Below are 24,344 nucleotides of genomic sequence, written 5' to 3' on the forward strand. Positions count from 1 at the left end.
CGTACAAGTACGGGAACAACGGCGCGGCCAAGTGGAGCGGGACTTCGATGCTCGAGGACCCTTACATGGGCATCCACGTGGGTGGCGGTTATTATGTGAGTGGCGAGGGTTCGTACATCCAGTATTTCAAGGATGCGGACGGCAATGGCAACTACTACCTGTTCGTGAGTTACGGGTTCTATTCGCCCGAGGGCGGCTACACCATGCGCGTGTTCCGCAGCAAGGACGTGAAGGGACCCTATGTCGATGTGGATGGGACTCCTGCGATTTTTGAAAAGTTTATCCTGAACTATTGGGGCAATACCGACCGCGGATTCCCGATTGTCGCGAATTACCGCTGGAGTTTCTGGGCCGAGGACCGTGCCGAAATTGCGGACGGGCACAATTCGCTGTTGCGCGACGACGATGGCGGCATGTATCTGGTTTATCACCGCAAGTTCAACAACCATACGGGTTGGCACAATGTCGAGACTCACCAGCTGTTCTTTAACAGGATGGGCTGGATTGTGGCGGCACCTTTCGAGTATCACGAGGGTTACGGGCTACCGGCGCGTGCGCTCGACCGCAGCGATATCGCGGGCCCGTACAAGGTGATTATGCATAACCCGCCCAGGAACAACCCGCAGACCTGGGAAGATTCCGTGGCGGTGAACCAGGAACAGAACATGCAGCTCAATGCCGACGGTACGGTGACAGGCGCCTACACGGGAACCTGGGATTACGACTATGCGAAGGGCCGGAGCTACGTGACGCTTACTCTAGGTGGAACAGTCTACGAGGGCGTGGTGCTTGACCAGTTGCAGAACGATATGAGCAAGCGGACGCTTACGTTCTCGGCGATGAACAAGGCGGGGAACCGTGCCTTCTGGGGTTACCGTGTGCCGAAAACCGAAGTGCTGCAGGATGCCCGCTATTACGGCGACAGCGTGAAGGTCGTTGGGAAAAAGGACTTTAGCACGGCATGGGATGCCTATGACGAATTTGAGTCCGTGAAGGTAAGCGGGAACTTTGTCGCGGAATTTGAATTCAGGAACAAGGTAAAGAGCGGAGCCGAAAACTGGAACAACTGGGTGCTCGTCTTTAGGAACGGTGGCGACATGTGGTACCTGCGTGCCGACGGCTATTCCGTGGAAACGCTCGGTGGCGAAAATACGGTGCACTACTGGAATGCCTGGGGTGAAAACTGGGATGCCTTCAAGAAGATGTACGACGGTGCAAAAGTCCGCCTGCGTGCAGAAAAGGACGGCTACCTGATAAATGTGTATGCGTTCTTGCGCGGTGCGGCGAAGGATGGATCCGACTCGCTAGTGTATGCGGTTACGGCTACGGGGACACCGGTTGGCGATTACGAAATCTTGCTCGGTGCCGACGCGGCGTCGCTCGAGTTGAGCCGCGTTGCCTACGGAGCGCTTGAAAATCGCATCGTGGCGGGTACGATAAACGACGGTGGCGAATACAATGTAGCGTTCAATGCGCAGAAGACGGCTGAATACAAGGTCTCGGGCGACTTTAGCGCAACATTCCGCTTTATGAATTACGGGAACAAGCCGGTCTATGGGCTTACCGATGCGAACAAGGTAAACAACTGGGACAATTACATTGTGCGTGCGACTGCCGGCGGGGCGACGACGCTGTTGCGTGCCGATGCCTTTGCGATGGATAACGCGGGAACGTTCGATTACGATTTTGACTGGAACTGGGACGATTTCGCTGGCATCATGCGCAACGCCGAAGTGGTGATGGATGTCTCGCGCGAAAAGGATGTCGTTACCTACTCGGCCCGCATCACGGCGCAAGATGGCAAGGCGTATCACTACAAGGCGGTAAATAGGGGCGCATCAACTGCCGAGATGTCGCTCGGGTTTACTTGTGAGAAGAGTGTGGTCGACCTGCTTTCGGTTTCCGTGAATAGCGTGGCGGGCGACAGCACGCAAATCCAGGTGGAAGATCCTGATTCTTCGACCACGTCGTTTGCGGTTCGCAAGGGCGTTGAAACGGAACGCAGCCTGCAGGATATGCGTGGCGCGAAGGTTTACGATGTGCGCGGTCGCCTTTTGGGAACTGCGGACAGCCCGCGGGTAAAGGAAATGCGTTTGCGCAAGGCCCGACAGCCCGTTTTTGCGAAGTAACAACAGCACCGCAGGTGCCCACGAAGAAACTTGTCTCCCTTGTCTCCGTTGTCTATGGACAACCGGAAGTGTGGTGGTGAAGGTACTATTTGGAGTGCCGGAGATATATTATAGGTGCAGGTTCCCGGTGGTGCGGGGACCTGTAATTCAAAAAAAGGATTGGATGATGAAAAAGTTGTGGATGTTTGGACTTTCGCTCGCACTTGGAGTGGGCATGTCGCAGGCGGCTCGCCAGATGGAATGGCTGAACCGCGGTTTGGTCGCTGTCAAGACGACTAACGGAGTTTTCCTCAGTTGGCGAGTTCTCGGAACAGACGGTAATACGACCGGTTTTAACCTATATCGCGATGGCGAAAAAATCGCCAGTTTTACGGGTTCACAGGCAAGCAACTACACAGATACGAAAGGAACAGCATCGAGCAAATACTCGGTGAAAGCAGTGGTTGGCGGCAAGGAAATAGCGGCTGACGCTGCAGTTTCTGTTTGGAGTAATCAGTATCTGACTGTAAATCTTGACCGTCCGAATGGTGGGAGCGATTACACCTACAGCCCGAACGATATCGCGGTAGGCGATGTAGACGGCGATGGAGAATTTGAGCTGATTCTCAAGTGGGATCCGAGCAATTCTAAAGACAATTCGCAGAAGGGGAAAACAGGCAATGTCATCATTGACTGCTACAAGATGAGTGGCAAAAAACTTTGGCGCATTGACCTCGGTGTAAACATCCGTGCGGGGGCGCATTACACGCAGATGCTCGTGGGCGACTATGATAGCGACGGCAAAGCTGAATTCGCGGTAAAGACCGCTCCCGGAACAAAAGACGGCAGCGGCAATTATTTATCACTCGGTTCTGCAAAGGGTGCAGACCACAGCAAGGATTACAGGAATTCAAACGGCTACATTTTCACAGGACCTGAATGGCTTACCATTTTCAATGGCGAAACTGGTAAGGAAATGGCGACGGTTGATTACAATCCCGGTCGCGGTACGGTAAAGAACTGGGGCGACAGCTACGGCAATCGTGTCGACAGATTCCTCGCAACAAATGCGTACCTTGATGGTAAAAAGCCGAGTATGGTATTTCAGCGCGGTTACTACACCCGAATGGCAATTACCGCCTACGATTGGGATGGCAAGACACTTTCACAACGCTGGTATTACAACGCAGCCACGAGCGGACAGGAATGTTACGGGCAAGGCAATCACAACATTTCCGCAGGCGACGTGGATGGCGACGGCTTTGATGAAATTATTGAAGGAAGTTGCGCCGTTGACCACGATGGAAAATTCATGTACCGCACAGGCAAGGGCCACGGCGATGCCATGCACTTGAGCGATCTCGACCCCGATAATCCCGGTCTTGAAGTTTGGCAAGTTCACGAAGAAAAGCCCTACGGCTACGATTTGCACGATGCCCGTACCGGCAAGCTACTTTTTAACGAAACGAGTTCGGGCGATAACGGGCGCGGTGTCGCAGGCGATGTGGATTCGCTAAACCGTGGACACGAACTTTGGTCTGCCGCTAATTGGAACACCTATACCGTAAAAGGAAAAATTTGGAAAGCAGACAAGCGCCCCGCTTATAACTTCCGTATTTATTGGGACGGTGACTTACTTGATGAACTGTTGGACAACACGACTATCAGCAAGTGGGACCATGCCAAACAACAAAGCAATACGCTTTTTCAGATGCAGGGCAACAGCTGCAACACCACCAAGGCTACGCCGAACTTTAGCGGTGATATTTTAGGCGACTGGCGCGAAGAAGTCATTTTGCACGATGGCGCATCCAAGCTCTACATCTACACAACTACGATTCCAACAGAACATCGAATGTACACGCTTGCGCACGACCCGATTTACCGTCTCGGCATGAGCTGGCAAAACACCGCCTACAATCAACCTCCGCATTTGGGATTTTGGTTATACGGCAATAAGGACAAGTTCCCGACGCCTGACATTACGCTCGTCGGCGATTATACACCGAAACCCGCCGCGATTATCAAGCAGGGCGCAGGTTCCAGCAGCCAAGCCATTGCACTCGGGGATTCAATTGTTCCGTTCACTTTCGCAATTCAAAACGCCGATGGCGCAACTGTTGAAAATCTCCCTGCAGGCGTAAGCGCAAAATGGAACGCACAGACAAATTCGCTATACTTCAGCGGAACGCCAACCGTCAGCGGAGAATTCACCTACACGATCACCACAAAGGGAGGCAACGCGGAATACGGCGAAGCAACCCGCAGCGGGAAATTTACCATTGACGATCCGAATGCTAAAACAACTTCGCTAAAGCCTAGTGCGAAAAGAGCTTTGCTGAACTGTTCTGGACACGTTTATGATTTGCGAGGACGTCTTGTGAAACAACGTAAACATCGTGGTTTTTATCTAACAAGATAACGAAAGCTAATCCAACACCCAACCCATCCTCCCCCCGGCGAATGTCGAGGGGAGAACTTTTGTTAACTAGTATTTTTGCAAAGCCGACTCGTAACGGTTCACGCGTTCAGTAAGCCAGCTTTTGAGGCTTTGAACTTCGTCAATGTAACTGCGGACAGGTGTCCATTTTATCGCATCATTTTCAAGAGCCTTTTGTGTTTGCAACATATAATCGTCTAGCTTTGAAAATACATCAGCCAGAATACTTGTTTTAAGCTGACCCCAGCGAGCCTTGTAATCAGCCAGGAAATTTTCATTTGCAAACAAGTTTATAAAGAATCCGGAAACCGCCCGATTTCTATGTAAAATCCAGTCCTGATCAACAAAGTATTTCTTGGTATCTTCATCCCAGCTATAAGCAAACCCACCATCAAAATCCCATACAGGCCCCATGTGATACAAACCCGAAGAATCCTTATACAAATACATACTGCGCGGGGCTTCTAATTCAACATTGTGCGTCAATTCCTGCAAGATTAGAAAATCCATAAAGCTGCTGATATCCATGAGTTTTTGAACGCTGTCATAGTCGGAATTTGCAATGGCCTGTTCCAAAACTGCAAGGTTCGCAGATATGGTATCGATTTGCGTTGCGGTCACATTTTTAGGGTACTTGACGGCAACAGGCAACTTGTAAATTTTGCTATAGAAATTATTCGTGGCACTCGGCGAAAGTTCCGGTCCATCATCCTTGTCAAGACTCAGCAATACCCCTCCATTACCCGTATTGACTCGCGATACCCCATGTTCAATTTGCTCGGTAAGTTGATAGATGCCCATATACTCGCCATTGATTTCAACTTCGACAAATCGGTTGGCGTTCACAAAAGCGAAGCTCCCCATGTAACGCGCCATATCAAAAGCAACCGCATTCATGAATTTGCTTTGATCGCGATAATTCGCAAGCAACACCCAATCTTTATTGGCAGGGAGTCCGAGAACAGAAGTCTTTGCATCAAGTTTGACGCGGTAAGGCTTTTTAGGGTACCAGAGGCGCGTAGAATTTCCACGAGTTCGGATTTTACCACTTGCAGGGGCTAAATCCTCATAAATTCCGTTCCCAGCAATTTCAACAGAACAAAGAGCGTAGGCGCTATCGACATTTGCAGAATCATAAGTTATAATACGAATGTAAGGGACTCCGTTATTGGGAGGCGAAGGGAGAACCGAAGATGAGGATTGTACGGGAACCCGCGAAGATGACGATTGCGCGATTACCGATGAGGAGGACGACTGCGTGATTATTGACGAGGACTGTATAATCGTCAAAGAAGATGAACTTTGCAAAAGTTCACTGGACGAACTCTGGGCTTCGCCGCCAAACGAAACGAGCGATCCGTTCGGCGAAATGAAATTCACCGATTCAGAGTTTCCGCAAGCAAAAAGAAATAGCGGGAAAAGAAGGGCAACGCCCTTCGCAAAGTTACAAACATATCCCATAAACAACACCTCTAAAGGAAAATAGATTTTTTGTTGATTAAAACAAGGAATCTTGAAATTTTCCGTGTAAAAGGTGTTTAAATGGGCTTTCCAGCTTCTAATATACCTTCGCTTATTCCCTGTTGATGCGGAATGTCTTTTGCACGTTTTTGCCGTGGATGCGAACTAGACGACTATCCAAGCCAACATAAAGAACCAAGTCTTTCGCCGCAATAAACGACGCAACATCCTTGGTGGATTTTTTGGAATTGCAAGCCGTTACAATCTGCTCCGCACCCTTAACAGAATCGGGAACCTCCGTAAAAGTAAGGTAGCGTAGTCCACGGACAACCTTAATTTTCAATAGCTCTACCCTCGATGTTGAATCGAGGGTATTTTTATATGCAACAGGGAGTATGTTATGGGATATTTTAAATCAATGTTGGTTTTGGGACTCGCTGCGCATGCCTTCGCGGGTTCGCCAATCGTCAAAGTTGATTTTGACATGAGCGGACGTAATTCAAGCGAAGTAACCGAGCCGAATTATGTGCCGTGGGTGGTTTCGGGCGTCACATCCAAAGATACGACTCTTTCGGGCGTAAAAATCAAGGTCGCCGGTAGCGGAAATCTCAAGGCGAACTGGTACAAGGCAGGAGTACAATCACCTTCCTATGCAAAACTAGTGTGCGATGGTGTGATGGTCGAAGGTGGTGGAAACATCACTCTCACATTTTCGAATCTTGCAGCAGGGACGCATAGCCTTCTTTTGTACCTGAACAATGTCGATGGCGTTGCGGCAAGTAACAGCATTGATGTCTATGTGAACAATTCGAAGCAAGCCTCGGTCAAGCCCACGAATCGTGCGCTTTCGACAGGCGAGGCGGCGATTGCCTACGTGACTTTTAATGTAAGCGGTACGGGCGCATCGACTGCCATAAAGCTAAACACGAGTACGATTACCCTGAATGGTTTTGAACTGAATGTGCCCAATGCGGCGGCGCAGGCAACTGGCCCTTCGCCTGCAGATTTGGATTATCACGCACCACACGAAAACGGGGCGCTGACGCTTTCGTGGACGGCGGCGAAGTCGGCCGTAAAGCATCGCGTCTATTTTGGTACGGATTCTGTGGCGGTTTTAAAGGCGACTGCCTCAACAGCTGACGTTTACAAAGGCGAGCAGACGGCAGCGACATACAAAGTTTCGAACACGACTCCGCTCCAGACCTACTACTGGCGCGTAGATGAAGTTGATGCGAACGGAACGGTTACGGCAGGAAATATCTGGTCATTCAAACCGGGACGTTTGGCGTTTGAAGGAGCCGAGGGCTATGGTCGTAATGCGGTCGGCGGGCGCGGCGGCAAGGTAGTGTACGTGACGAACCTGAACGATGACGGTGCGGGCTCCTTGCGCGAGGCATGCACGGCAGAAATTGGCCCGCGCACCATCGTGTTCAAGGTGTCGGGAATGATCCAGCTGAAATCGCGCCTGGTCTGCAATCAGGACTATGTGACGATTGCTGGGCAGACGGCTCCCGGCAAGGGTATTACCATCAAGAGCGCCCCCATCGGGTTCACGGGCAAGGATATGGTTATCCGCTTTATGCGCGTGCGCTTAGGTTACGGCACAACTTACGATGGCATGGGCCTTACAGGCGGAGACCACAGCATTCTTGATCACGCAAGTATCAGCTGGACAATTGACGAAGCGTTCAGCAGTCGCGGCGGCAAAAACCTGACGCTACAACGCACTTTGATTTCGGAAGCCTTGGATGTTGCAGACCACCAGAACTACGCAGCAGGAACAGGACATGGATACGCAGCAACAATCGGCGGTGACATCGGGAGTTTCCACCACAACTTGCTGGCGCACAACGCAGGGCGCAACTGGAGTCTTGGCGGTGGGCTAGACGGTAACGGCTATTATGCAGGTCGCCTGGACATTTTCAACAACGTGGTCTATAACTGGAAAAGCCGCGTGACCGATGGCGGAGCGCACGAAGTAAACTTTGTCGGGAACTACTACAAGGAAGGCGCAGGCACAGCTCTTCACGGCTATACGTTGCGCGCCCAATTTGAAGGAACTGGCAAAGGTTCGCAAGCTTACTATTACCACAACAACATTTTGCAAGCCGCAAACGGTTCATTCACTTGCAATGGGAACAACGACAACTGCGGACGCGAATACACACTGAGCGGCGGGCAAGTTCTCGATTGGGAACCATGGAACAGCAAACCTTTCTTCGCCTCTTACGCCACCGTACAAAGCGCATCGGCAGCTTACAAGGACGTGCTGAGCGATGTAGGCCAAACAATGCCCATTCTCGACAATCATGACCAGCGCATGATCAGGGAAACTAAAAACGGAACTTACAGCGTCGTGGGTTCTGTCGGCAAAACCAAAGGAATTCCCGACCGCGAAACGGACGCAATTGACACAGCGAATATCAAGGGCTGGGAACCGTATCCGAGCACAAGCTGGGCAAACGATTACGACTCCGATCTCGATGGTCTCCCGGACTGGTGGGAAAATATGTACGGTTACAATCCGAAATCCAAGAGCGGTGACTTTAGCGACGCAAACAAAGACCGATTGGGTGACGGCTGGACTGAACTCGAACGTTATCTTGAATGGATGGCCCGCGCCCACTATACTTTTGCAAAAGGTGAAACCCAAGTCATTGACCTTGCTCAATTTACCAAGGGCTACGACAACGGCTTCTATACCGTGAACACCCCAACAGACGTGACTGCGACCGTGAGCGGTTCCAAGCTTACCGTAAAACTCGCCAACAACTTCGGTGGCGTGGGCTACATCAAATTTACGCTCAAGGACAACGCTGGCGACACCTTTAGCCGCTACATCGGCGTGACGCAACAGCTCGCAATATCAACTATTGTTGCAGGAGACTCCACAGAAGTCGGTGATTCAACAACTACCGCAATTATGAATCGACAAGCGGCAAACCGCAATGATTTACGTCTGTTCCCCCGCAAACAAGGTTTCCACGACCTGAAAGGGCGTCACTTCGAAAAGCAAATTCCATACAGAGTAATGTTTTAAATATTCTCATCAACCTAACCAAAACACCTCGGCGAACGCCGAGGTGTTTCGTTGTAGGATTTGATAGAGAGAAAAAATTATTTTCCGCCAACAGGGAACAGCGCAAATTGCAACTGAAAAACTTTATCTGAATTCTTATCTTCTTCGGCGATGAGCGCAATTTCCTTGCGGAAGGCGTTGATGCGCTCCACGATGCGTTCGTAACCTTCCTGGCTAATGCCTAGCGTAAGCCCAGAAACATGACGCGAACCCGGCGGGTCGCGATCAATAGAATCCGCAGCAAGCTTTAGACAATGCTGGTGGAAACCGCGCAGCGCAAGTTTTGACGTGCGGTCCCCCGTGCTAATCGCGCTCTCGGTGAGCACGTATTTGCCGTCATCCCCTTTCTTGATAAGTTCACAGTCTTCGAGCAACCTGACCGATTTTTTTGCCTCGTCCGCCGTCACATGCGGGTGGACCATTTTCGCAAGCGCTTCATAATCGCCGTCAAAACCGAACATGCCGATAAGACTGCGAATAATCAGGTGCCGCCAATGCGAATACACCATGTACTGCGCATGCCCGAGAATATGCTGTTTCTCGGAAAAACGCACCACCTTGAGCGCCGCCTGCATTTCTTCAAACGCAGCATTGCGCCCCTCCATCGTATCCGCCTGATTGAACTTCACAAGCCCAATAAAAAACTCGGTCTCGTGCTTACCCAGGCGCAGCCCAGAAGCCACTTTCGGGATGCTCGCGCTCGAAAGATTCTTGTCACCGTTCATCACGCGACTGATGAAATCTTTGGCCTTAAACCCGATTTTATCCGAGAAAACGCGGAGCGAAAAGGCAGGGTTCGCCTCCTTCTTTGCGCTATAATAATCCTTCAAAAACTCCCGGTAGTCCAGGTATTCGAAGATTTTTTTCCCTAGTTTCTTTTCGCCCATGCCATAAATGTAAGAAAATTATGTTTTGCGGGGTATAAAAAAGCGACTTTAGCGTTGTCCAGAAACAACGAGAAATCAGCTTTCACGAGAAAAGCGCTTTGAAGTGCACGCCGCAAGATTTAGATTATGGGTATGGGGGAATAATCCCCCTAATTGCAGCCCGCTTTGCGGTCTTCCATTACCCCCAATGCGGGCTTCAGACGCCAGCCCGCAACGCCTGGCTTAATTGCTATAAAGGGATGGAACAAACCAAAAGTTGGGTAACCGCAAAAAAAGTGAGGAACAATGGGTATGAAAGGTTTTGGTCAAATAGCGCTTGCAAGCGTTGTCTCAATTTTCGGAATTTCCGCAGTACATGCGGCAGATGCGGCTACAAAAATTCAAGCCTCTGAAGTCGTTACGCTCCCGTCCGACGCCGCTTACGGCGGTGGCGACAAAGTTGGTTCACAGCTGATTGCCGCCACGTACAACGCCGGGAAAGGCCCAGGCATTTGGATTGTCGCCGATGGCGGTTACAGGCTCTACCACAACGGTTCACTCCTCGCCGAAGATAACCAGGCAGGCCGAGTACGCTTTATCCCGATGACATTCCTGCCCGGCGAAAACGCCATTTCTGTCGTGAGCGTGAACGGCAAAGGCGCCCCGGGCGTTCTCGTGCAAATCGACGACCTCGACAAATCTTACTATTCCGGCAGTGGCTGGAAGTCAAAGCCCGTTGTCAGCAACAACTCCTGGAAAAACAAGGGCCGCGACCTCTCGCAATGGGGAGGCGCCACAACGCTTTCTTACGCAAACAACAAGCTCCCGAGCGGAGGCAATCTCGAAAATTTCGCCGCAAACACACAAGCGAAATGGATTTGGACAAGCGATGAATCTGACCCGACAGCAGTGCTCCTTTTCACGTTCAACGTGAAAGCCGAGGGCTTCGGTGTCACCACAACGGGTGGCGACGCAGGCAAAGTCGTCATTGCAAGCGATTCCGCAAGCATCCGCAAGTACCTGCAGAGTAATGACGCCGTGACGATTCTTGTGCCCGAAGGCACTTACGACTTTAGGCAAATGCGCAATGCGGTGACCGAGGCGAACAAGCAAGGGCGTACTTGGTGCCGCACGACTTGCGGCGAGACGAACCGCGTGACGGGCAAGACGAACAAGTTCTACCGTATCGCCTTCGAGAAAAACAGTTGCGCGAGCCTCGGCGAATCCGGACTCGAAATTGTGAAGGAATCGGACAATCTACAGGCGTGGAGCAACTGGATTACCACAAAACCCAACAAAAGCCTTGTGGGCATGGGTCGTGGTGCCAACCTCCGCGGAGCATCCATCGCCGTGCGCAGTAACGAAGGTTCAGGGAACCACATCTACCGCAACCTCGCGATTTACGATGTGAACCCGCACTTGATCGAAGGCGGCGACGGCCTTGAAACCGTAGGCACCGCCAGCAAGCACGTAGACAAATTCTGGGCCGACCACATCAGCTATAAATGGATCAGTGACGGCATGGATATGGAATTCGTGGATGATGCCACTATCAGCTACCTGGATTTTGACGGCGCGAACGAGTTCAACTGCTGGGGAACCGACCCCTATATGGCGCTTGTCGAAGATGCTCACCTGACTTATGCAAACAACTACTGGCACAACACTTACGGTCGCGTCCCAAAAGTCACCGGTGAAAACAACGGCTCGCAAGTTCATTTGTACAACCAGTACGTCGATTACAACCGCTTCTTTATCGCAGGCGCAAACGGTCACAGCGCAAACGCCAAGGCTTACGTGCGCTACGAAAACAGCTACATCAGCGATGGTCAAGGCTACCTCGCCGAATGGGGCGACAACGGCTACGTTTACTTTAGCGGAGTTACGTTCGGGAACGGGACCAAGCAACAGCACCGCTACAACGGCACCGTGAAGCAAGGCATTCCGCAGGCAGAAACATTCAACCCGAGCTACAGTTTTGAAAAGCGCAATGTCGCAGACCTCCCGAAAGAAATCCCGAACCTCTCGGGCGTTGGCGGACGCTACGGCAAAATGCCCGAATACAACCAAGGCTTCGGTCAAAGCAACAAGGCTGCAAGCGTAACGCTCACCGCACCTGCCGCTGGCGCAAAAATCACTGCAAGTGCAGACGTGACCTTAAAAGCCGACGCCAAGGACAACGACGGCTCCGTGAAAAGCGTTGCATTCTACGTCGGCAACACGCTCGTCGGAACCGCCACCGCAGCGCCTTACCAGGTAAACGCGCGCGGTTTCGAGCCGGGCACACATTCCGCAGTCGCCGTCGTGACCGACAATTCCGGACTCACGTGGATGTCTGAATACGTGACGTTTACCGTCGAAGGCGCGGCAGAATCTAGTTCCAGTGCGGCTCCCGCAAGCAGCTCAGCAGTCGCGGAATCCAGCTCTAGCGAAGTTTCTTCATCGAGCGTCGCGGAATCTAGCTCCAGTGCGACACCCGCAAGCAGCTCCAGCGAAGGGACCATCGGCATCGCCTCCCCCATGCAGCGCGCGACCGAAGCCGAAGCAGGCTTCTACCGCATCTTTGACATTCAAGGACGCCCGCTGTACTCCGGCAACAGCAAGCCCGCCAAGATGCCCGCTGCGCACGTCATCGTGATTGAATACTCCAAAACAGGCAAAACATTACGCCACTATATCCAATAACGATTACTATAGCGATTAATAGCCCTCCCGCTTTTAGCAAATCTTATATATATTGGTATCAATGAAGTTCTGCAAAAACATATTGGCTGTTTCGATTGCGTCCGCCGCAATTTTTGGAGGTTGCTCCTCCGACAGCCATATTGCAGGCAACAGCGCCGAGACGGGTTCTCCGGAACTCGCCGGTATTTTCCTTTTGGATAACGGCAAGCCCGCCGCATTCGCACGCGTGCATTGCGTCCCTAGCGACTTTGACGCAGCCTCAGGCGAGCTCCCCGCCGCCTACTCCACGGATACAGATTCCACAGGCTACTACAGCCTCGATTCCATCCCTGCAGGCACTTACGCCGTCGAAGCATTCCACGAAGAATCCGGCAAGCGGTTCCTCGTACAGAACGTAAGCGTCACCGAAGACGATTCCATCGCCGTTAGCGATACGCTCCGCGCACCAGGCTCTGTCGAAATCGCTTTCAACAGCCTCATTGAAGACGGCACGTCCGCCGTGGTCACAATCCCCGGAACGACCATTTTATGCAAAGTGACAGTCCTCGGGCAAAAAGCCATTATCGACAGCTTACCCACCGACACGCTTGGTCTCAGAATTTATATAGAAAACGACACGTTGGATTACGGGGATGTCTTCGTCATATCAGATACGACCGTCCAGACGCTCGTCAACTATCCCCACATCGAATACACGTTCGTCGCCCCGCTTGCACTCCCCGAAGGCGAAGACACGCTCTCGTCTTTTGTGAGCGACATTCCGCTTGCGCTCCGCCTGACCGCAGAAAACAGCGACATCGATACACTCGCTCGCTTGCAAGGCCGCTGGGAAGTTGTACGCATTTCAAAAGACGGCAAGCGTAGCAAAAAGCTCCCGATTGTGAATTCAGTCTTTGACGAAAAAGAAGCTATTTTCTGGGTAAGCGTGGATTCATTAAACGTCTCTGACTCGCTAGAGCTTTCGTTCAACAACGCGCTTGAATCAGGTTACGCTCACGACGTATTCCCGACCAACCGCAGCTATTCGCTCGTGTACCATTTCGATAGCGGAACCGACATCAAGGACGATGCCGAAAAGGGCTATTTCGACGGAAAGTTAAGTTCTGCCGAAGAGGGTCTCGAGACGCACACCGGAAGCCAAAACTCGGACGGCGTTCTCGGCACATCCATTGCGCTAGACGCGACAACATCAATCACCGCGACAAGCTCCGCCAAGGTAGACTCAACTCGCAAGGTTAATTTGTCCTTTGACGGCAAGCAATTCTGTTTTTCGCTGTGGGTCAATCTCGAAACGCTAAAGCAACAGACCATCTTTGAAAAGGCAGACGAATACGCTCTCCGCTACGATCCCGACCAAGGCTTTGTCGTAGAGTTCTACGCCACGGACACCGCAAGTTACAAACAAACGTGGGCGTCCGGCACAAAAGGAATTGAAGCAGGCAAATGGATATTCATTGCATTCAGCAAGCATTCCATACCGCAAACAAGCTACTTTATCAACGGCGTTAAAATTGAAGCCGAAGGAACCCGCAGCGATTGGGATGGCAACCGAGAATTTGCAGACTTTAAAATCGGCGGATTCAACGGGAAAATAGACGAGCTCATGCTCGGTAGCGCATTCCGCGACGATTCCTGGACTCGCCTCACCTACCTCAATCAAAAGCCCGAAGATTCCTGGCCAAAACTTTCCGCGAGAAAGTAAGCTAGCATTTCACCGCACTTAGCGGATTCATTTTTTTGAGCAAAGACCTCTTGCCAATCGACTTTTGCTAGTTTATATTTTAGATGCTCAAATGAGCAAAAAAAATCGGTTCTGTCAAGCTTGGCTGTATGTTTGCGAACCTGCTACGGTTATGCTGCGGCGGGCCAATTGGCGTTTTTAGCCTAAAAACAGCATTTCCGAGGTGAATTTGCAGGTTTCGATGGGCTGACGGATTGGGAAAGTTTTGCTAACCTAGGGTTGGTCTTATTCATCTTTTTTGTCAGAACTTTTTTCTTTCTATAAGTTAAAACTCTATTGTCTAAAAAAATAGCAAAAAAAATGGTTTGGACAACGCCCTGATATGCGCATTAGCCCTTCATCCTAGAGCGCCTGAACTTGGCTAAATCGGAAATCATTTCACCCCGAATCACCGCTGATAGAACGTAAGCGGAATCGTCACCTTCGCGTTCCCGGACTCCACCTCGCCAAACGTCATCCGACCAACATAGTCCATAACCGCATTATCGAACTCCTCGTAGCCGGTCGAGGAATACGCGACGGCCGTACGGACAACTTCACCGCTCGGGGCAATCTCAAATCTCAAAACAACGCGGCCATCGAATCCGGATTTCTTCTTCAGGAAATTGTTATAGATATCACACAATTCCGGCCCGCGACGTCTTATGGTTTCCAGGACATCTTTGGCGGAACGGGAGCCGCGCACCTTGATATCATCGGCCCGCCACGGAATAAAGACTTTGCCGGACGGCGTGTCACTGTCGGCTTTCGACAAACCAGTTACTTCCCCAAGAAGTTTGTCAATATCATTGTTGAATTTTTTCAAAAATTTCATCGCGTGCAAGCTCGCCTGTTCCATCTTCAAACTGGGCGCAACCAGCCTTCGAAAACTGCGGGGATTATCCATTTGAGGCGCCAAACCGGACAACCGGTAAATTTCCCGATAGGCCATTTCCATCGAACGAAGGCGAAAAGCATCATCCGAGTCATCGACATTGACCCAGACATACCTGAACCCTATTTCCTTCAACGCAATTATCAAAGGGTGCAATTCATGGAACTTGTTCTGTCTAAAGAAACTGCCATCAATGTATAAAGAAATTCTGTCAACATCCCACCTGTCAGCATACCACTTGCGATAACGAATCAAGGTTCTGACAATAACATCAAATGCAGAAAGCGGAGCGATAGCGGCATCTCCCCGCCAAACCCTTCGCATAGAATTCGGGGAAAGTGTGGCAAGCGAATCCCCTTCGGCAGGCAATTTCAAGCCCCTCGGCGGAATCATGCCCAAGTCGCCCTCCCCCTCCATGCTGAGAAAATCACCCTTGCCATCAACATAGACGCTGTCCGGTGCTGCGACCATGGCCGAATACAAATAACGGGGGAACGGATAATGGACCGCCCAAAGGACACGCCCCGGATTCCTCTTCGAAATCCTTCTCGATTGCCGCATAGCGGGCCGTATACGGATAATCGAGAACCCTATAATACACCTTCGGGTCAAATCCGCCACGAGCGCCGATAACAAGATGGTCGTCGTTTATGCCAAGGGAAAACATCAGGTCCTGCTCCCAGCAGTGGCCATAGCCAAAGCAAAGCGACACCACAACCGCAAGGGCAAAGAGGAGCCGATTCTTTTTGCTCAATCCGTTTTCGTTACAAGCAAATTTACTCATAGGACTTTATGCTAAATATATAGCAAACCACTACAAACATCAGGCAAAAAACACATTTTCCTGCCCAATTTTCAGGCTCTGTCAAGCCTGGCCGTATGGTTGCGAACTGGCTACGGTTATGCTGCGGCGGTCAAAATGGCCAAAATAGCCTAAAAGCAGCATTTCCGAGGTGAATTTGCAGGTTTCGATGGGCTGACGGATTGGGAAAGTTTTGCTAACCCAGGGTTGGCGTATAAAATGACTTGACAGAGCCAAAAAATCAAAATTTTCCGCAGTTTCACGCTTGTCTGCGAAAAGGAGTCAAAATGCCAGAATTATGCCGTTTTTTAGGTATCATCATACAAATGTACTTCAACGACCACATGCCTCCGCACTTCCATGCAATATACAACGACTTGGAAGGAATCTTCGAATTATCTACATTTCTAATGCTAGAAGGCAATCTTCCAGCAAGGGTCAAAGGTCTCGTTATTGAGTGGGCGACACTCCATAAGCAGGAATTGATTGACAACTGGAATTCGTTAACAAAAACGGGGATGTATAAAAAAATAGCTCCGTTGGTTTAAACAATGCTGCATGTGATAGACGCAAAATATATTGACAATTACAAGATATCCGTCACATTCAATGACGGATATCATTTTGTTGCAGATTTTGAGAAAGTCATCAAATCAGACCATCGAGCAATAGTGAAGCAACTCGCAGACCTAAACGTGTTCAAGGATTTCTGCTTGCAAGCCCACACAATTACGTGGTCAAATGGTGTAGATTTTGCGCCAGAGTTTATCAAGAGCTTGCACTAGTCACTGCCCACGCGTTCAGCACTCAGTTACTTACTATTATATTATATACGCAAAAATGCCCCGCGATTTTAGGAGTGCGTTTTAAACTTTCAAAAAAACCTTATTACATTTTGCCGAAGAACAATGTTCCTTACGGTTTTGACATACATAGCCATCGGGCTTTTGGCAATACTCGCCATCTTCTATCTCGGGTTAGAAGTGCGGTTCTACCGTGCGCTCGGACGTGTGCGCGAAGGCTTTGCCGATCCAGAACCGCTCCCGAAGGTGAGCATCCTGATTGCAGCGCGTAACGAATCCGAAGGCATCCGCGAAACACTCGATTCCGTCCTCTCGCAAGATTACGAGGGCGAATGGGAGGTCTGGGTAGCCGACGACCGCTCCACGGACGACACCCCGAAGATTCTCGCGGAATACGAAGCAAAGTTTGAACGCCTCCATGTGCTCACGATTGATTCCCTTCCCGAAGGCGTGAGCCCTAAGAAACAGGCTCTTTCGAAACTCATTGACGCCTGCAACGGCGAAATTCTCTGCCTCACAGACGCCGACTGCATCGTACAGCCGTCCTGGATCAAGTTCCTCGTCAAGGAATTTGAACCGGGGATTGAACTTGTCGCCGGGCATTCGTACATTCCGACCGACAAGAGTTCGCCGTTCATCATCTGCATGCAGGCGGTCGAAACGCTGATATACCGCATCGCAGGCACAGCAGGCCTCGCCATGCACCTCCCGCTCACAAGCACAGGCAACAACCTCGCCTACCGCAAAAGCTTCTTCCAGAGCGTGAACGGCTTTACGGGCGTCATCAAGATCCAGAGCGGAGACGATGACCTCCTGATGCAAAAACTGGCAGCCGACCGCCCATGGGCCATGCGCTACTGCATCACGCCCGCCACGTTCGTCACCACAAGCGGCAAGGAAACACTCAAGGCCCTCTGGGAACAGCGCAAACGCTGGGCATCAAAGACCATCTACTATACCCCAAAAATCGTCTTTGTGCTCTCGATGGTATTCCTGTTCCTCACGATGCTCTGCATTACCGCAGTGTTCTCGATATTCAGCTTTAAAATATTCGTCGCCACATTGATAGCGTTCTTGTGCAAGAGCGTAGGCGACATGGTTCTCATTATTCGCGGGCTCAAAATATTCAAGCAGGAACACCTCCTCAAGTGGTGCATCCCGGTTGAGTTCATCCACGCCCCCTTTACCGTACTGGCCGTACTATTCGGACTGTTCGGACGTTTTAAGTGGAAATAAAAATGGCAACGACAAAAACTACAACTAAGGCGACTAAAACCACAGCAACAAAAACCGCCGCAAAAGCAACAAAGACGACTAAGGCGGCAGTCGAAGGCAAGACGCTCATCATCGCGGAAAAACCCAGCGTGGCAGCCGACCTCGTCAAAGTGCTCGGTGCAAAGTCCTTCAAGAAAGAAACCGCCTATTACGAAAGCGACACGACCATCGTAAGCCATGCGATTGGCCACCTCGTTGGTATCGCTGACCCGAAGGATATTGACGAACGCTACAAGGCATGGGACATGAAGACGCTCCCCATGCTCCCGGAAAAGTTCCCGCTCGTTGCCCTCCCGACCACTAAAGCCCATCTTTCCGCCCTCGGCAAGCTCATCAAGCGCAAGGACGTGACGACGATTATAAACGCGTGCGATGCGGGCCGCGAAGGTGAACTGATTTTCTATTACATCGTGGACTACATCCTCAAGGGGAACTTCAAAGGCAAGACGTTCAAGAGACTTTGGATGCAGAGTATGACGCCTGCCGCCATCAAGGACGCCTTTGAACACCTCCGTACCGAAGAAGACATGGTGAACTTGAGGAACGCCGCCCTCTGCCGCAGCGAAGCCGACTGGCTCGTAGGCATGAACGGCAGCCGCGGACTTACCGCCTACAACAGCTCGATGGGCGGCTTCCAGATTACGCCGTGCGGACGCGTGCAGACCCCGACGCTTGCCATTATCGTGAAGCGCGAAGAAGAACGCAACCGCTTTGTGCCGCAAAAGTTCTGGACCATCGAAGCCTCGTTCGACAACTCCGGAGCCGGTTACCAAGGCAAGTGGTTCACCGTCGATAAAGAAAATAACAAGGACCGCGTCAAGCAGATTTTTGACGAAGCTCGCGCTCAAGAAATTCTCGCCAAGTGCAAGGGCAAAACAGGCTCCATCGAAGAGACCACCGCTCCTAGCCAGCAAAAATGCGGCCAGCTCTATGACCTCACCACGCTCCAGCGCGAAGCGAACAACCGCTTTGGATTCAGCGCCAAGACGACGCTTTCCATAGCCCAATCGCTTTACGAACATTACAAGGCAACCACATACCCGCGTACCGATAGCCGTTGCTTGCCCGAAGATTACGTCGCTCCGGTGAAAACCACCCTCGGCAAGATTGAAGGTCCGCTCGCCAAGTTCGCTCAAGAAGCTTTGGACAAGAACTACGTGAAGCGCACGCCGAAGGTCTTTGACAACTCGAAGATTTCGGACCACTTCGCCATCATCCCGACAGGCGTCGTGCCGAAGGGACTCTCCGAAGCCGAAGAAAAAATCTACACGATGATTTGCCAGCGCTTTATCGCGGTGTTCTTCCCGCCAGCGCAGTACTTGAACACGACCCGCATCACGACCGTCGAAAACGAGACCTTCATCACCGAAGGTAAGATTCTCGTGGACCCGGGTTTCAAGGCGATTTACGGCAAGGAATCCGATGAAGAATCGAACATCCCGAAACTAAACGGCAACACCGCCAAAACGCTCGAAATTGACGCTAAAGAAGACTTTACCAAGCCGCCTGCACACTACACCGAAAGCACGCTTTTGTCGATGATGGAAAGTGCAGGTAAACTTGTGGAAGACGACGAACTGCGTGACGCCATGAAGGAACGCGGTCTCGGAACGCCTGCCACACGCGCCGCCATCATTGAAAAGCTCGTGAGCGACAAGTACGTTGTCCGCGACGGCAAGGAAATGATCCCGACCGCAAAGGCTTTTGACCTCATCAAGGTCCTCTCCGCCATGAACTGCGAAGCCCTCACCAGCCCGGAACTCACCGGAGAATGGGAATACAAGATGGACCTCATCTCGAAGGGCAAGGAATCTCGCGAAGCGTTCATGAACGGCATCGTCGAAATGACAAAGACGATGGTAAAAAACATCAAGGGTTTCAAGGAAGAAAGCACGACTGACGAAGCAAGCTTCAGCCCCGTGAACGGCAAGAAAGTTTTCGAAACGGTCAGCCGCTACACCACCGAAGATGGCATCGTCATCCGCAAGATTGTGGGCGGCAAGCACTTGTCCGAAAGTGAAATCGTAGAGCTCTTGACCAAGCGCAAGATTGGCCCATTGACCGGTTTCCGCAGCAAGAAGGGCGCTGAATTTTCAGCAGGCCTCATCATCAATGACCAGAACAAAGTTGAATTTGTCTTTGAAGAAAAGCCCGAAGAAATCGAACTCGGTGAAGTTATCGGCAAGTCTCCGGTAGACGGCTCCGACGTTTACGAAACGCTCACGGGCTACGTCTCCGAAAGCTACGTGAAGAAGGAACCGAGTGGGCTTTCGCTCCCGAAGATTCTCCTCGGCAAGGAAATTCCGCTTGATGACATCAAGAAATTGCTCGCCGGCGAAAAGACTTCGCTTATCAAGGGTTTCCGCAGCAATAAGACTCGCCGCCTGTTCGACGCGTACCTCACGCTCGTGAAGGGCAAGCTCAAGTTCGAATTTCCGCCGCGTGAATTCAAGCCCCGCCGATTCGGAGCGAAGAAAAAGAGTGAAGAGTAATTAGTTAGCAGAACTTAGCCCGCTCCGCTCTTAGAACTTAGTTATTTTCTTTTAGATAAAAGTGAGTGTTCTAAGCTCTAAGTTCTAAGTTCTAAGTTCTAAGCTCTAAGTTTCATACCCATGCCTTTAAGATTTCTACTTACACTAGCTCTTTTCGCGACTTGTTCTCTCTTTGCGCAAGATTATCAAATCGACCGATATATACCGGAATCGAGTTCTTCCGAAGTTTCGATGTGCTTGATGATGTCCTCATCAAGCGCAGCAAACGAGCCTAATCCGTACAACTTGCCCGACGAACTTATGCCTTTGTGGAATTCCATGTCCATGCGCCAAAAGGCAGGCCAAATGATCATGGTGTTCCTCACGACCACGCAATTTGTAATTGAAAACGAAATCGGAGGTCTACTCATCGCCGGGAAGCATCTCCGCGAATCAAAAGAAACCATACGCAAAATCGACGAAATCAATTCGAGCCTAAAAATTCCAGTATTCACCGCCAGCGACCAAGAAGGCGGCATCGTCAACCGTTTGGCATCATTTTCCGACAATTGGCGACACACCCCCAGCGCCCTTGAAATGCGCCGCATGGACACCACGCAAATCCACAAGCTCGCCAAGAAAATCGGGCGCGCGCTCAAAGACCTAAAAATAAACATGAACCTGGCGCCAGTGCTTGACCCATCCAAGGACCACCGCGGCACCAATTCGTTCATGGAAGAAAGCCGCCGCTCGTGGGGTAACGACACATCAAATGCTTACAAAGTAAGAGCATTCGTCAACGGCATGCACGACAACGGCATCATCTGCGTTTCAAAGCACTTTCCCGGTTACGATTCCTGGACCAACAGCGACTTGCAAATAGCTATTAGCGCATCGCCCAAAGAAACCATTCAAAAAAACGTGCTTTTTTTCAAGACACTCGCCCAGGACATTCCCGTCACCATGATGTCCAGCGTGCAATTTATACGAATTTCCAACCGCCCCGCCGTTTTCGACAAGAACATCGTCAAGATGGTCCGACAATACGCCCCCGACATGGTCATGCTTACCGACGACCTTTGGGGCACCTCGTTACGCACCTGGGCCAGTGGCAAAACGCAAATCGCTCCTCGCAAGACCTACCCGGACAAAGACTTCAAGCGCCTCATCACAGCCATCATCGACGCAGGTAATGACATCATGATGATTTCGTACACATCTAAAGCCAAGGACATGATTAACATCATGATGGAGCTTTGCGACAAAAGCTCAAAATACAAGAAGCGCATCGAAGAATCCGCTGCCCGCGTTTTGAAGCTCAAATACAAAGCCGGGATTTTGAAGTTATAGAATTCCGCGAGTCGTGCGCGAACACATTTTGTCAAGCCCTACTTGATAGGGCTTCTCCTTCTAGTTCTATAAAATGGAGATTCCCGCTCGTCCCCGTCATCCCCGTCAAGCGAGGACAGGCGCGAGGACAGGTAGGCGGGAATGACAAATCAAGACTATTGACTAATGACTACTTACTAAAAGCCTGCTTCTTGGCGACGGAGATATTCACGACGTTTTTCATCACGCCTGCCTCGCCGACCTTCTCCAGCGCTGACTGCAAAATGGCAGCCGCCGCAAGCGTATCGTCCAAAGCGCGGTGATGGTTAAAGTCCGGGAGTCCAAGCGATTCCGTAAGCTTGTGCAAACTGTAGCTCGGCTGCCCCGGGAACACACGTCGCGAAAGCTTTACCGTACAAAGTCTTGCCGGGTTGAACTTGATGCAACAGCGTTTCAGCTCCGCCGTCATATACTTGCAGTCAAACTGCACGTTGTGCGCTACAAAAATGCGGTCTTGCAATAAAGCCGCCACATGTTCGGCAATCACGCCAAATTGCGGTTGTCCACATACCATCTCGTCAGTGATGCCTGTGAGCTCTCGCACAAACGGCGTAATCGGCTTTCCTGGGTCCACAAGCGCGTGGTACGTTTCAACAATTTCGGAACCGTCCATCAGGGCGATTCCGATTTCCATTATACGATTATCTTCACCATGTCCGCCGGTCGTTTCGAGATCGACTACCGCAAATTTTAGCAATGCAAATTACCTAACGGGGATATCGATATCGAGCGTCTCCATCCCATTGCGAGCCTGCACACGCGCAAGCATCACGTTCGACTTCGGGTGCCCGTAAACAGGGACGACGAGCAAATTAGAAATGCCGCTCTGTTCACTCGGAACCGCTTCGGTATCGTAAGCTGTTTTCGTAAATATAGGTTTCTTACCGCCATCGTACAACGAGTACGTCAACTTACGTGGGTATCCTTTCTTGATTTGGGATGTCTTCACCTGGAAATAGATGTAACCGCCCTTCGGAACAGCCCTCAAGCTGTCAAGAATTTCTTGTTCGGTGGCGAATTCCGCTTCCATAGCAAGGCGAACGTTCTTACGCACGCGATCCGGAGATTCGTATTCCACCATCACGTTGAACTTGGCATCTTCAGGGATGGCGCTTTCACGCACATCACGGATTCTACTGTTATTCTGGTGATATTCCCAACGGCCATTGTCATGCAAGATAACCGTTGAGCCATTCGAGGCCATTGCGACCACGTCTTCAGCAAACACATTTGCTGCAAACGCAAAGAATAGAGCCACGCAGGCTCTAGAAAGTTTCATTCCACCCATAAGTACTCCGTTTTTATAACACATCCCATATCATGAATTAATATATATAACAAATTCGCGTTTTACGAAAAAAACAAAATATTTATGTTTTTTCATACAAAAAATGTGCGTTAAATAACATTTTTACAACTTATATTTGTTTTGTAACCTAAATTTGCACCATGTCCGGAAAAATTCGATTTGCTCCAAGCCCCACAGGCTACCTCCACGAAGGCCACTTGCTTTCGGCACTTTATGTGTGGGCAGCGGCAAAAAAATGGAACTTAAAGATCCACCTGCGGATTGAAGACCATGACCAGAGCCGTGCGCGTCCCGCCTACATCGCTGGCATCCGAGAAGACCTGGCTTGGCTTGGATTCAAGTACGATTCTGAGAGCATACAAAGTGCACGCGGACAAGTCTACGAAGCGGCCCTCCAAAAGTTAAATGAAAAATCTTTAGTTTACCCGTGCTATTGCAGCCGCAAGCAACTCCTCGCCGAAAACCCGCAAAGCGAAACCGGTGAAATCGTTTATCAGGGCAAATGCAAAAATCTTGTCATCCTGAGCGAAAGCGAAGGACCCAGTGAAGTCTTGAATAGCAATTCTGCTCCGCATAACCTTCGTTTTATCGTTCCTGACAAATTCATCAACTGGCACGACCTGCGTCTAGGGGACTTTCACGAAAACCCGAAACTCCAATGCGGGGACTTCCCCATCCGCGACCGCGACAACCAATGGACATACCAGTTCGCCGTCTGCGTAGATGACATCGACGAGCAAATCACGCACATCGTCCGTGGCGAAGACATCCGCAATTCCACCGCCCGCCAGATTGCGCTCATGGAAGCGCTAGGCCGCACGGAACGTCCCGTCTATCTGCACCACCCACTCATCGTAGATGATAACAACAAGAAGCTTTCCAAGCGAGAACTCGCCCACAGCCTGCGCCAAGACAAAGAGGCGGGCATCACGCCCGAAATGCTCTTTGGACGCGTTTGCCACAAGGCGCACCTGACGGCAAGCGACTCGCCGATATCCCTCTTTGACGCGATATCCATAATTATGGGCGTTCTCTAGCGTT

Annotated in this window: 19 protein-coding genes; 11 read left to right on the forward strand and 8 right to left on the reverse strand. The window is 50.9% G+C overall.

Going from position 1 to position 24,344, the window contains the following annotated elements:
* Positions 1-2,129, forward strand: a 2,129-nt coding sequence (locus B3A20_RS07530; RefSeq protein WP_290763271.1) for a glycoside hydrolase family 43 protein, incomplete at its 5' end; no start/stop codon positions are given.
* Between the two features lie 163 nt (positions 2,130-2,292).
* Positions 2,293-4,530, forward strand: coding sequence for a rhamnogalacturonan lyase (locus B3A20_RS07535; RefSeq protein WP_290763273.1), 2,238 nt, complete (start codon positions 2,293-2,295; stop codon positions 4,528-4,530).
* 66 nt (positions 4,531-4,596) lie between these two features.
* Here the strand turns inward: B3A20_RS07535 and B3A20_RS07540 are convergent, their stop codons facing one another.
* Positions 4,597-6,009, reverse strand: a complete 1,413-nt coding sequence (locus B3A20_RS07540) for a CotH kinase family protein (RefSeq protein ID WP_290763274.1) — start codon at positions 6,007-6,009, stop codon at positions 4,597-4,599.
* Positions 6,010-6,121: 112 nt separating this feature from the next.
* On the reverse strand, positions 6,122-6,352 hold the full coding sequence (locus B3A20_RS07545) for a hypothetical protein (RefSeq protein ID WP_290763276.1): 231 nt from the start codon (positions 6,350-6,352) through the stop codon (positions 6,122-6,124).
* Positions 6,353-6,409: 57 nt separating this feature from the next.
* Between B3A20_RS07545 and B3A20_RS07550 the strand changes: the two genes are divergently transcribed.
* Positions 6,410-9,049, forward strand: a complete 2,640-nt coding sequence (locus B3A20_RS07550) for a hypothetical protein (RefSeq protein WP_290763278.1) — start codon at positions 6,410-6,412, stop codon at positions 9,047-9,049.
* A gap of 77 nt (positions 9,050-9,126) precedes the next feature.
* Here B3A20_RS07550 and B3A20_RS07555 read toward each other — a convergent pair whose 3' ends face one another.
* A complete protein-coding gene (locus B3A20_RS07555) occupies positions 9,127-9,975 on the reverse strand; it encodes a TIGR02147 family protein (protein WP_290763279.1) in 849 nt (282 codons plus the stop codon).
* Positions 9,976-10,266: 291 nt separating this feature from the next.
* On the opposite strand from B3A20_RS07555, the gene B3A20_RS07560 reads away from it, so the two are divergent.
* Both B3A20_RS07560 and B3A20_RS07565 read left to right on the forward strand, forming a co-directional pair.
* On the forward strand, positions 10,267-12,639 hold the full coding sequence (locus tag B3A20_RS07560) for an Ig-like domain-containing protein (RefSeq protein ID WP_290763280.1): 2,373 nt from the start codon (positions 10,267-10,269) through the stop codon (positions 12,637-12,639).
* Between the two features lie 61 nt (positions 12,640-12,700).
* Complete coding sequence (locus B3A20_RS07565) at positions 12,701-14,341, forward strand: LamG-like jellyroll fold domain-containing protein (protein ID WP_290763281.1); 1,641 nt, start codon at positions 12,701-12,703, stop codon at positions 14,339-14,341.
* Positions 14,342-14,768: 427 nt separating this feature from the next.
* On the opposite strand, the gene B3A20_RS07570 is transcribed toward B3A20_RS07565, so the two are convergent.
* Entirely contained in the window at positions 14,769-15,725 is a 957-nt protein-coding gene (locus B3A20_RS07570; protein ID WP_290763282.1) for a TonB family protein, read from the reverse strand.
* Complete coding sequence (locus tag B3A20_RS07575) at positions 15,694-16,038, reverse strand: hypothetical protein (RefSeq protein ID WP_290763283.1); 345 nt, start codon at positions 16,036-16,038, stop codon at positions 15,694-15,696. Before B3A20_RS07575 ends, B3A20_RS07570 begins: the two co-directional genes overlap by 32 nt.
* Positions 16,039-16,343: 305 nt before the next feature.
* On the opposite strand from B3A20_RS07575, the gene B3A20_RS07580 reads away from it, so the two are divergent.
* From B3A20_RS07580 to B3A20_RS07595, 4 genes are all read left to right on the forward strand, one after another.
* On the forward strand, positions 16,344-16,604 hold the full coding sequence (locus B3A20_RS07580) for a DUF4160 domain-containing protein (protein ID WP_290763284.1): 261 nt from the start codon (positions 16,344-16,346) through the stop codon (positions 16,602-16,604).
* 3 nt (positions 16,605-16,607) lie between these two features.
* The gene (locus B3A20_RS07585) at positions 16,608-16,841 is read left to right on the forward strand and encodes a DUF2442 domain-containing protein (protein ID WP_014546645.1); all 234 of its coding nucleotides are present in this window, start codon (positions 16,608-16,610) and stop codon (positions 16,839-16,841) included.
* Between the two features lie 123 nt (positions 16,842-16,964).
* Entirely contained in the window at positions 16,965-18,095 is a 1,131-nt protein-coding gene (locus tag B3A20_RS07590; protein ID WP_290763285.1) for a glycosyltransferase, read from the forward strand.
* 2 nt (positions 18,096-18,097) lie between these two features.
* Positions 18,098-20,626, forward strand: coding sequence for a DNA topoisomerase III (locus B3A20_RS07595; RefSeq protein ID WP_290763286.1), 2,529 nt, complete (start codon positions 18,098-18,100; stop codon positions 20,624-20,626).
* A 185-nt stretch (positions 20,627-20,811) separates the two neighbouring features.
* Here the strand turns inward: B3A20_RS07595 and B3A20_RS07600 are convergent, their stop codons facing one another.
* A complete protein-coding gene (locus B3A20_RS07600) occupies positions 20,812-20,952 on the reverse strand; it encodes a hypothetical protein (RefSeq protein WP_290763287.1) in 141 nt (46 codons plus the stop codon).
* Here B3A20_RS07600 and B3A20_RS07605 point away from each other — a divergent pair.
* Positions 20,945-21,955 (forward strand): glycoside hydrolase family 3 N-terminal domain-containing protein, encoded by a 1,011-nt coding sequence (locus B3A20_RS07605; RefSeq protein ID WP_290763288.1) that lies wholly within the window; start codon positions 20,945-20,947, stop codon positions 21,953-21,955. The two genes, B3A20_RS07600 and B3A20_RS07605, sit on opposite strands and share 8 nt — an antisense overlap.
* A 169-nt stretch (positions 21,956-22,124) precedes the next feature.
* Here B3A20_RS07605 and B3A20_RS07610 read toward each other — a convergent pair whose 3' ends face one another.
* Positions 22,125-22,691 (reverse strand): 3'-5' exonuclease, encoded by a 567-nt coding sequence (locus tag B3A20_RS07610; protein WP_290763289.1) that lies wholly within the window; start codon positions 22,689-22,691, stop codon positions 22,125-22,127.
* A gap of 6 nt (positions 22,692-22,697) precedes the next feature.
* The gene (locus B3A20_RS07615; protein WP_290763290.1) at positions 22,698-23,282 is read right to left on the reverse strand and encodes a hypothetical protein; all 585 of its coding nucleotides are present in this window, start codon (positions 23,280-23,282) and stop codon (positions 22,698-22,700) included.
* A 161-nt stretch (positions 23,283-23,443) separates the two neighbouring features.
* Between B3A20_RS07615 and B3A20_RS07620 the strand changes: the two genes are divergently transcribed.
* Entirely contained in the window at positions 23,444-24,340 is an 897-nt protein-coding gene (locus B3A20_RS07620) for a glutamate--tRNA ligase family protein (RefSeq protein ID WP_290763291.1), read from the forward strand.
* Positions 24,341-24,344: the final 4 nt, after the last annotated feature.

Origin of the sequence: Fibrobacter sp. UBA4297 (assembly GCF_002394865.1) — a bacterium.
GTDB lineage: Bacteria > Fibrobacterota > Fibrobacteria > Fibrobacterales > Fibrobacteraceae > Fibrobacter.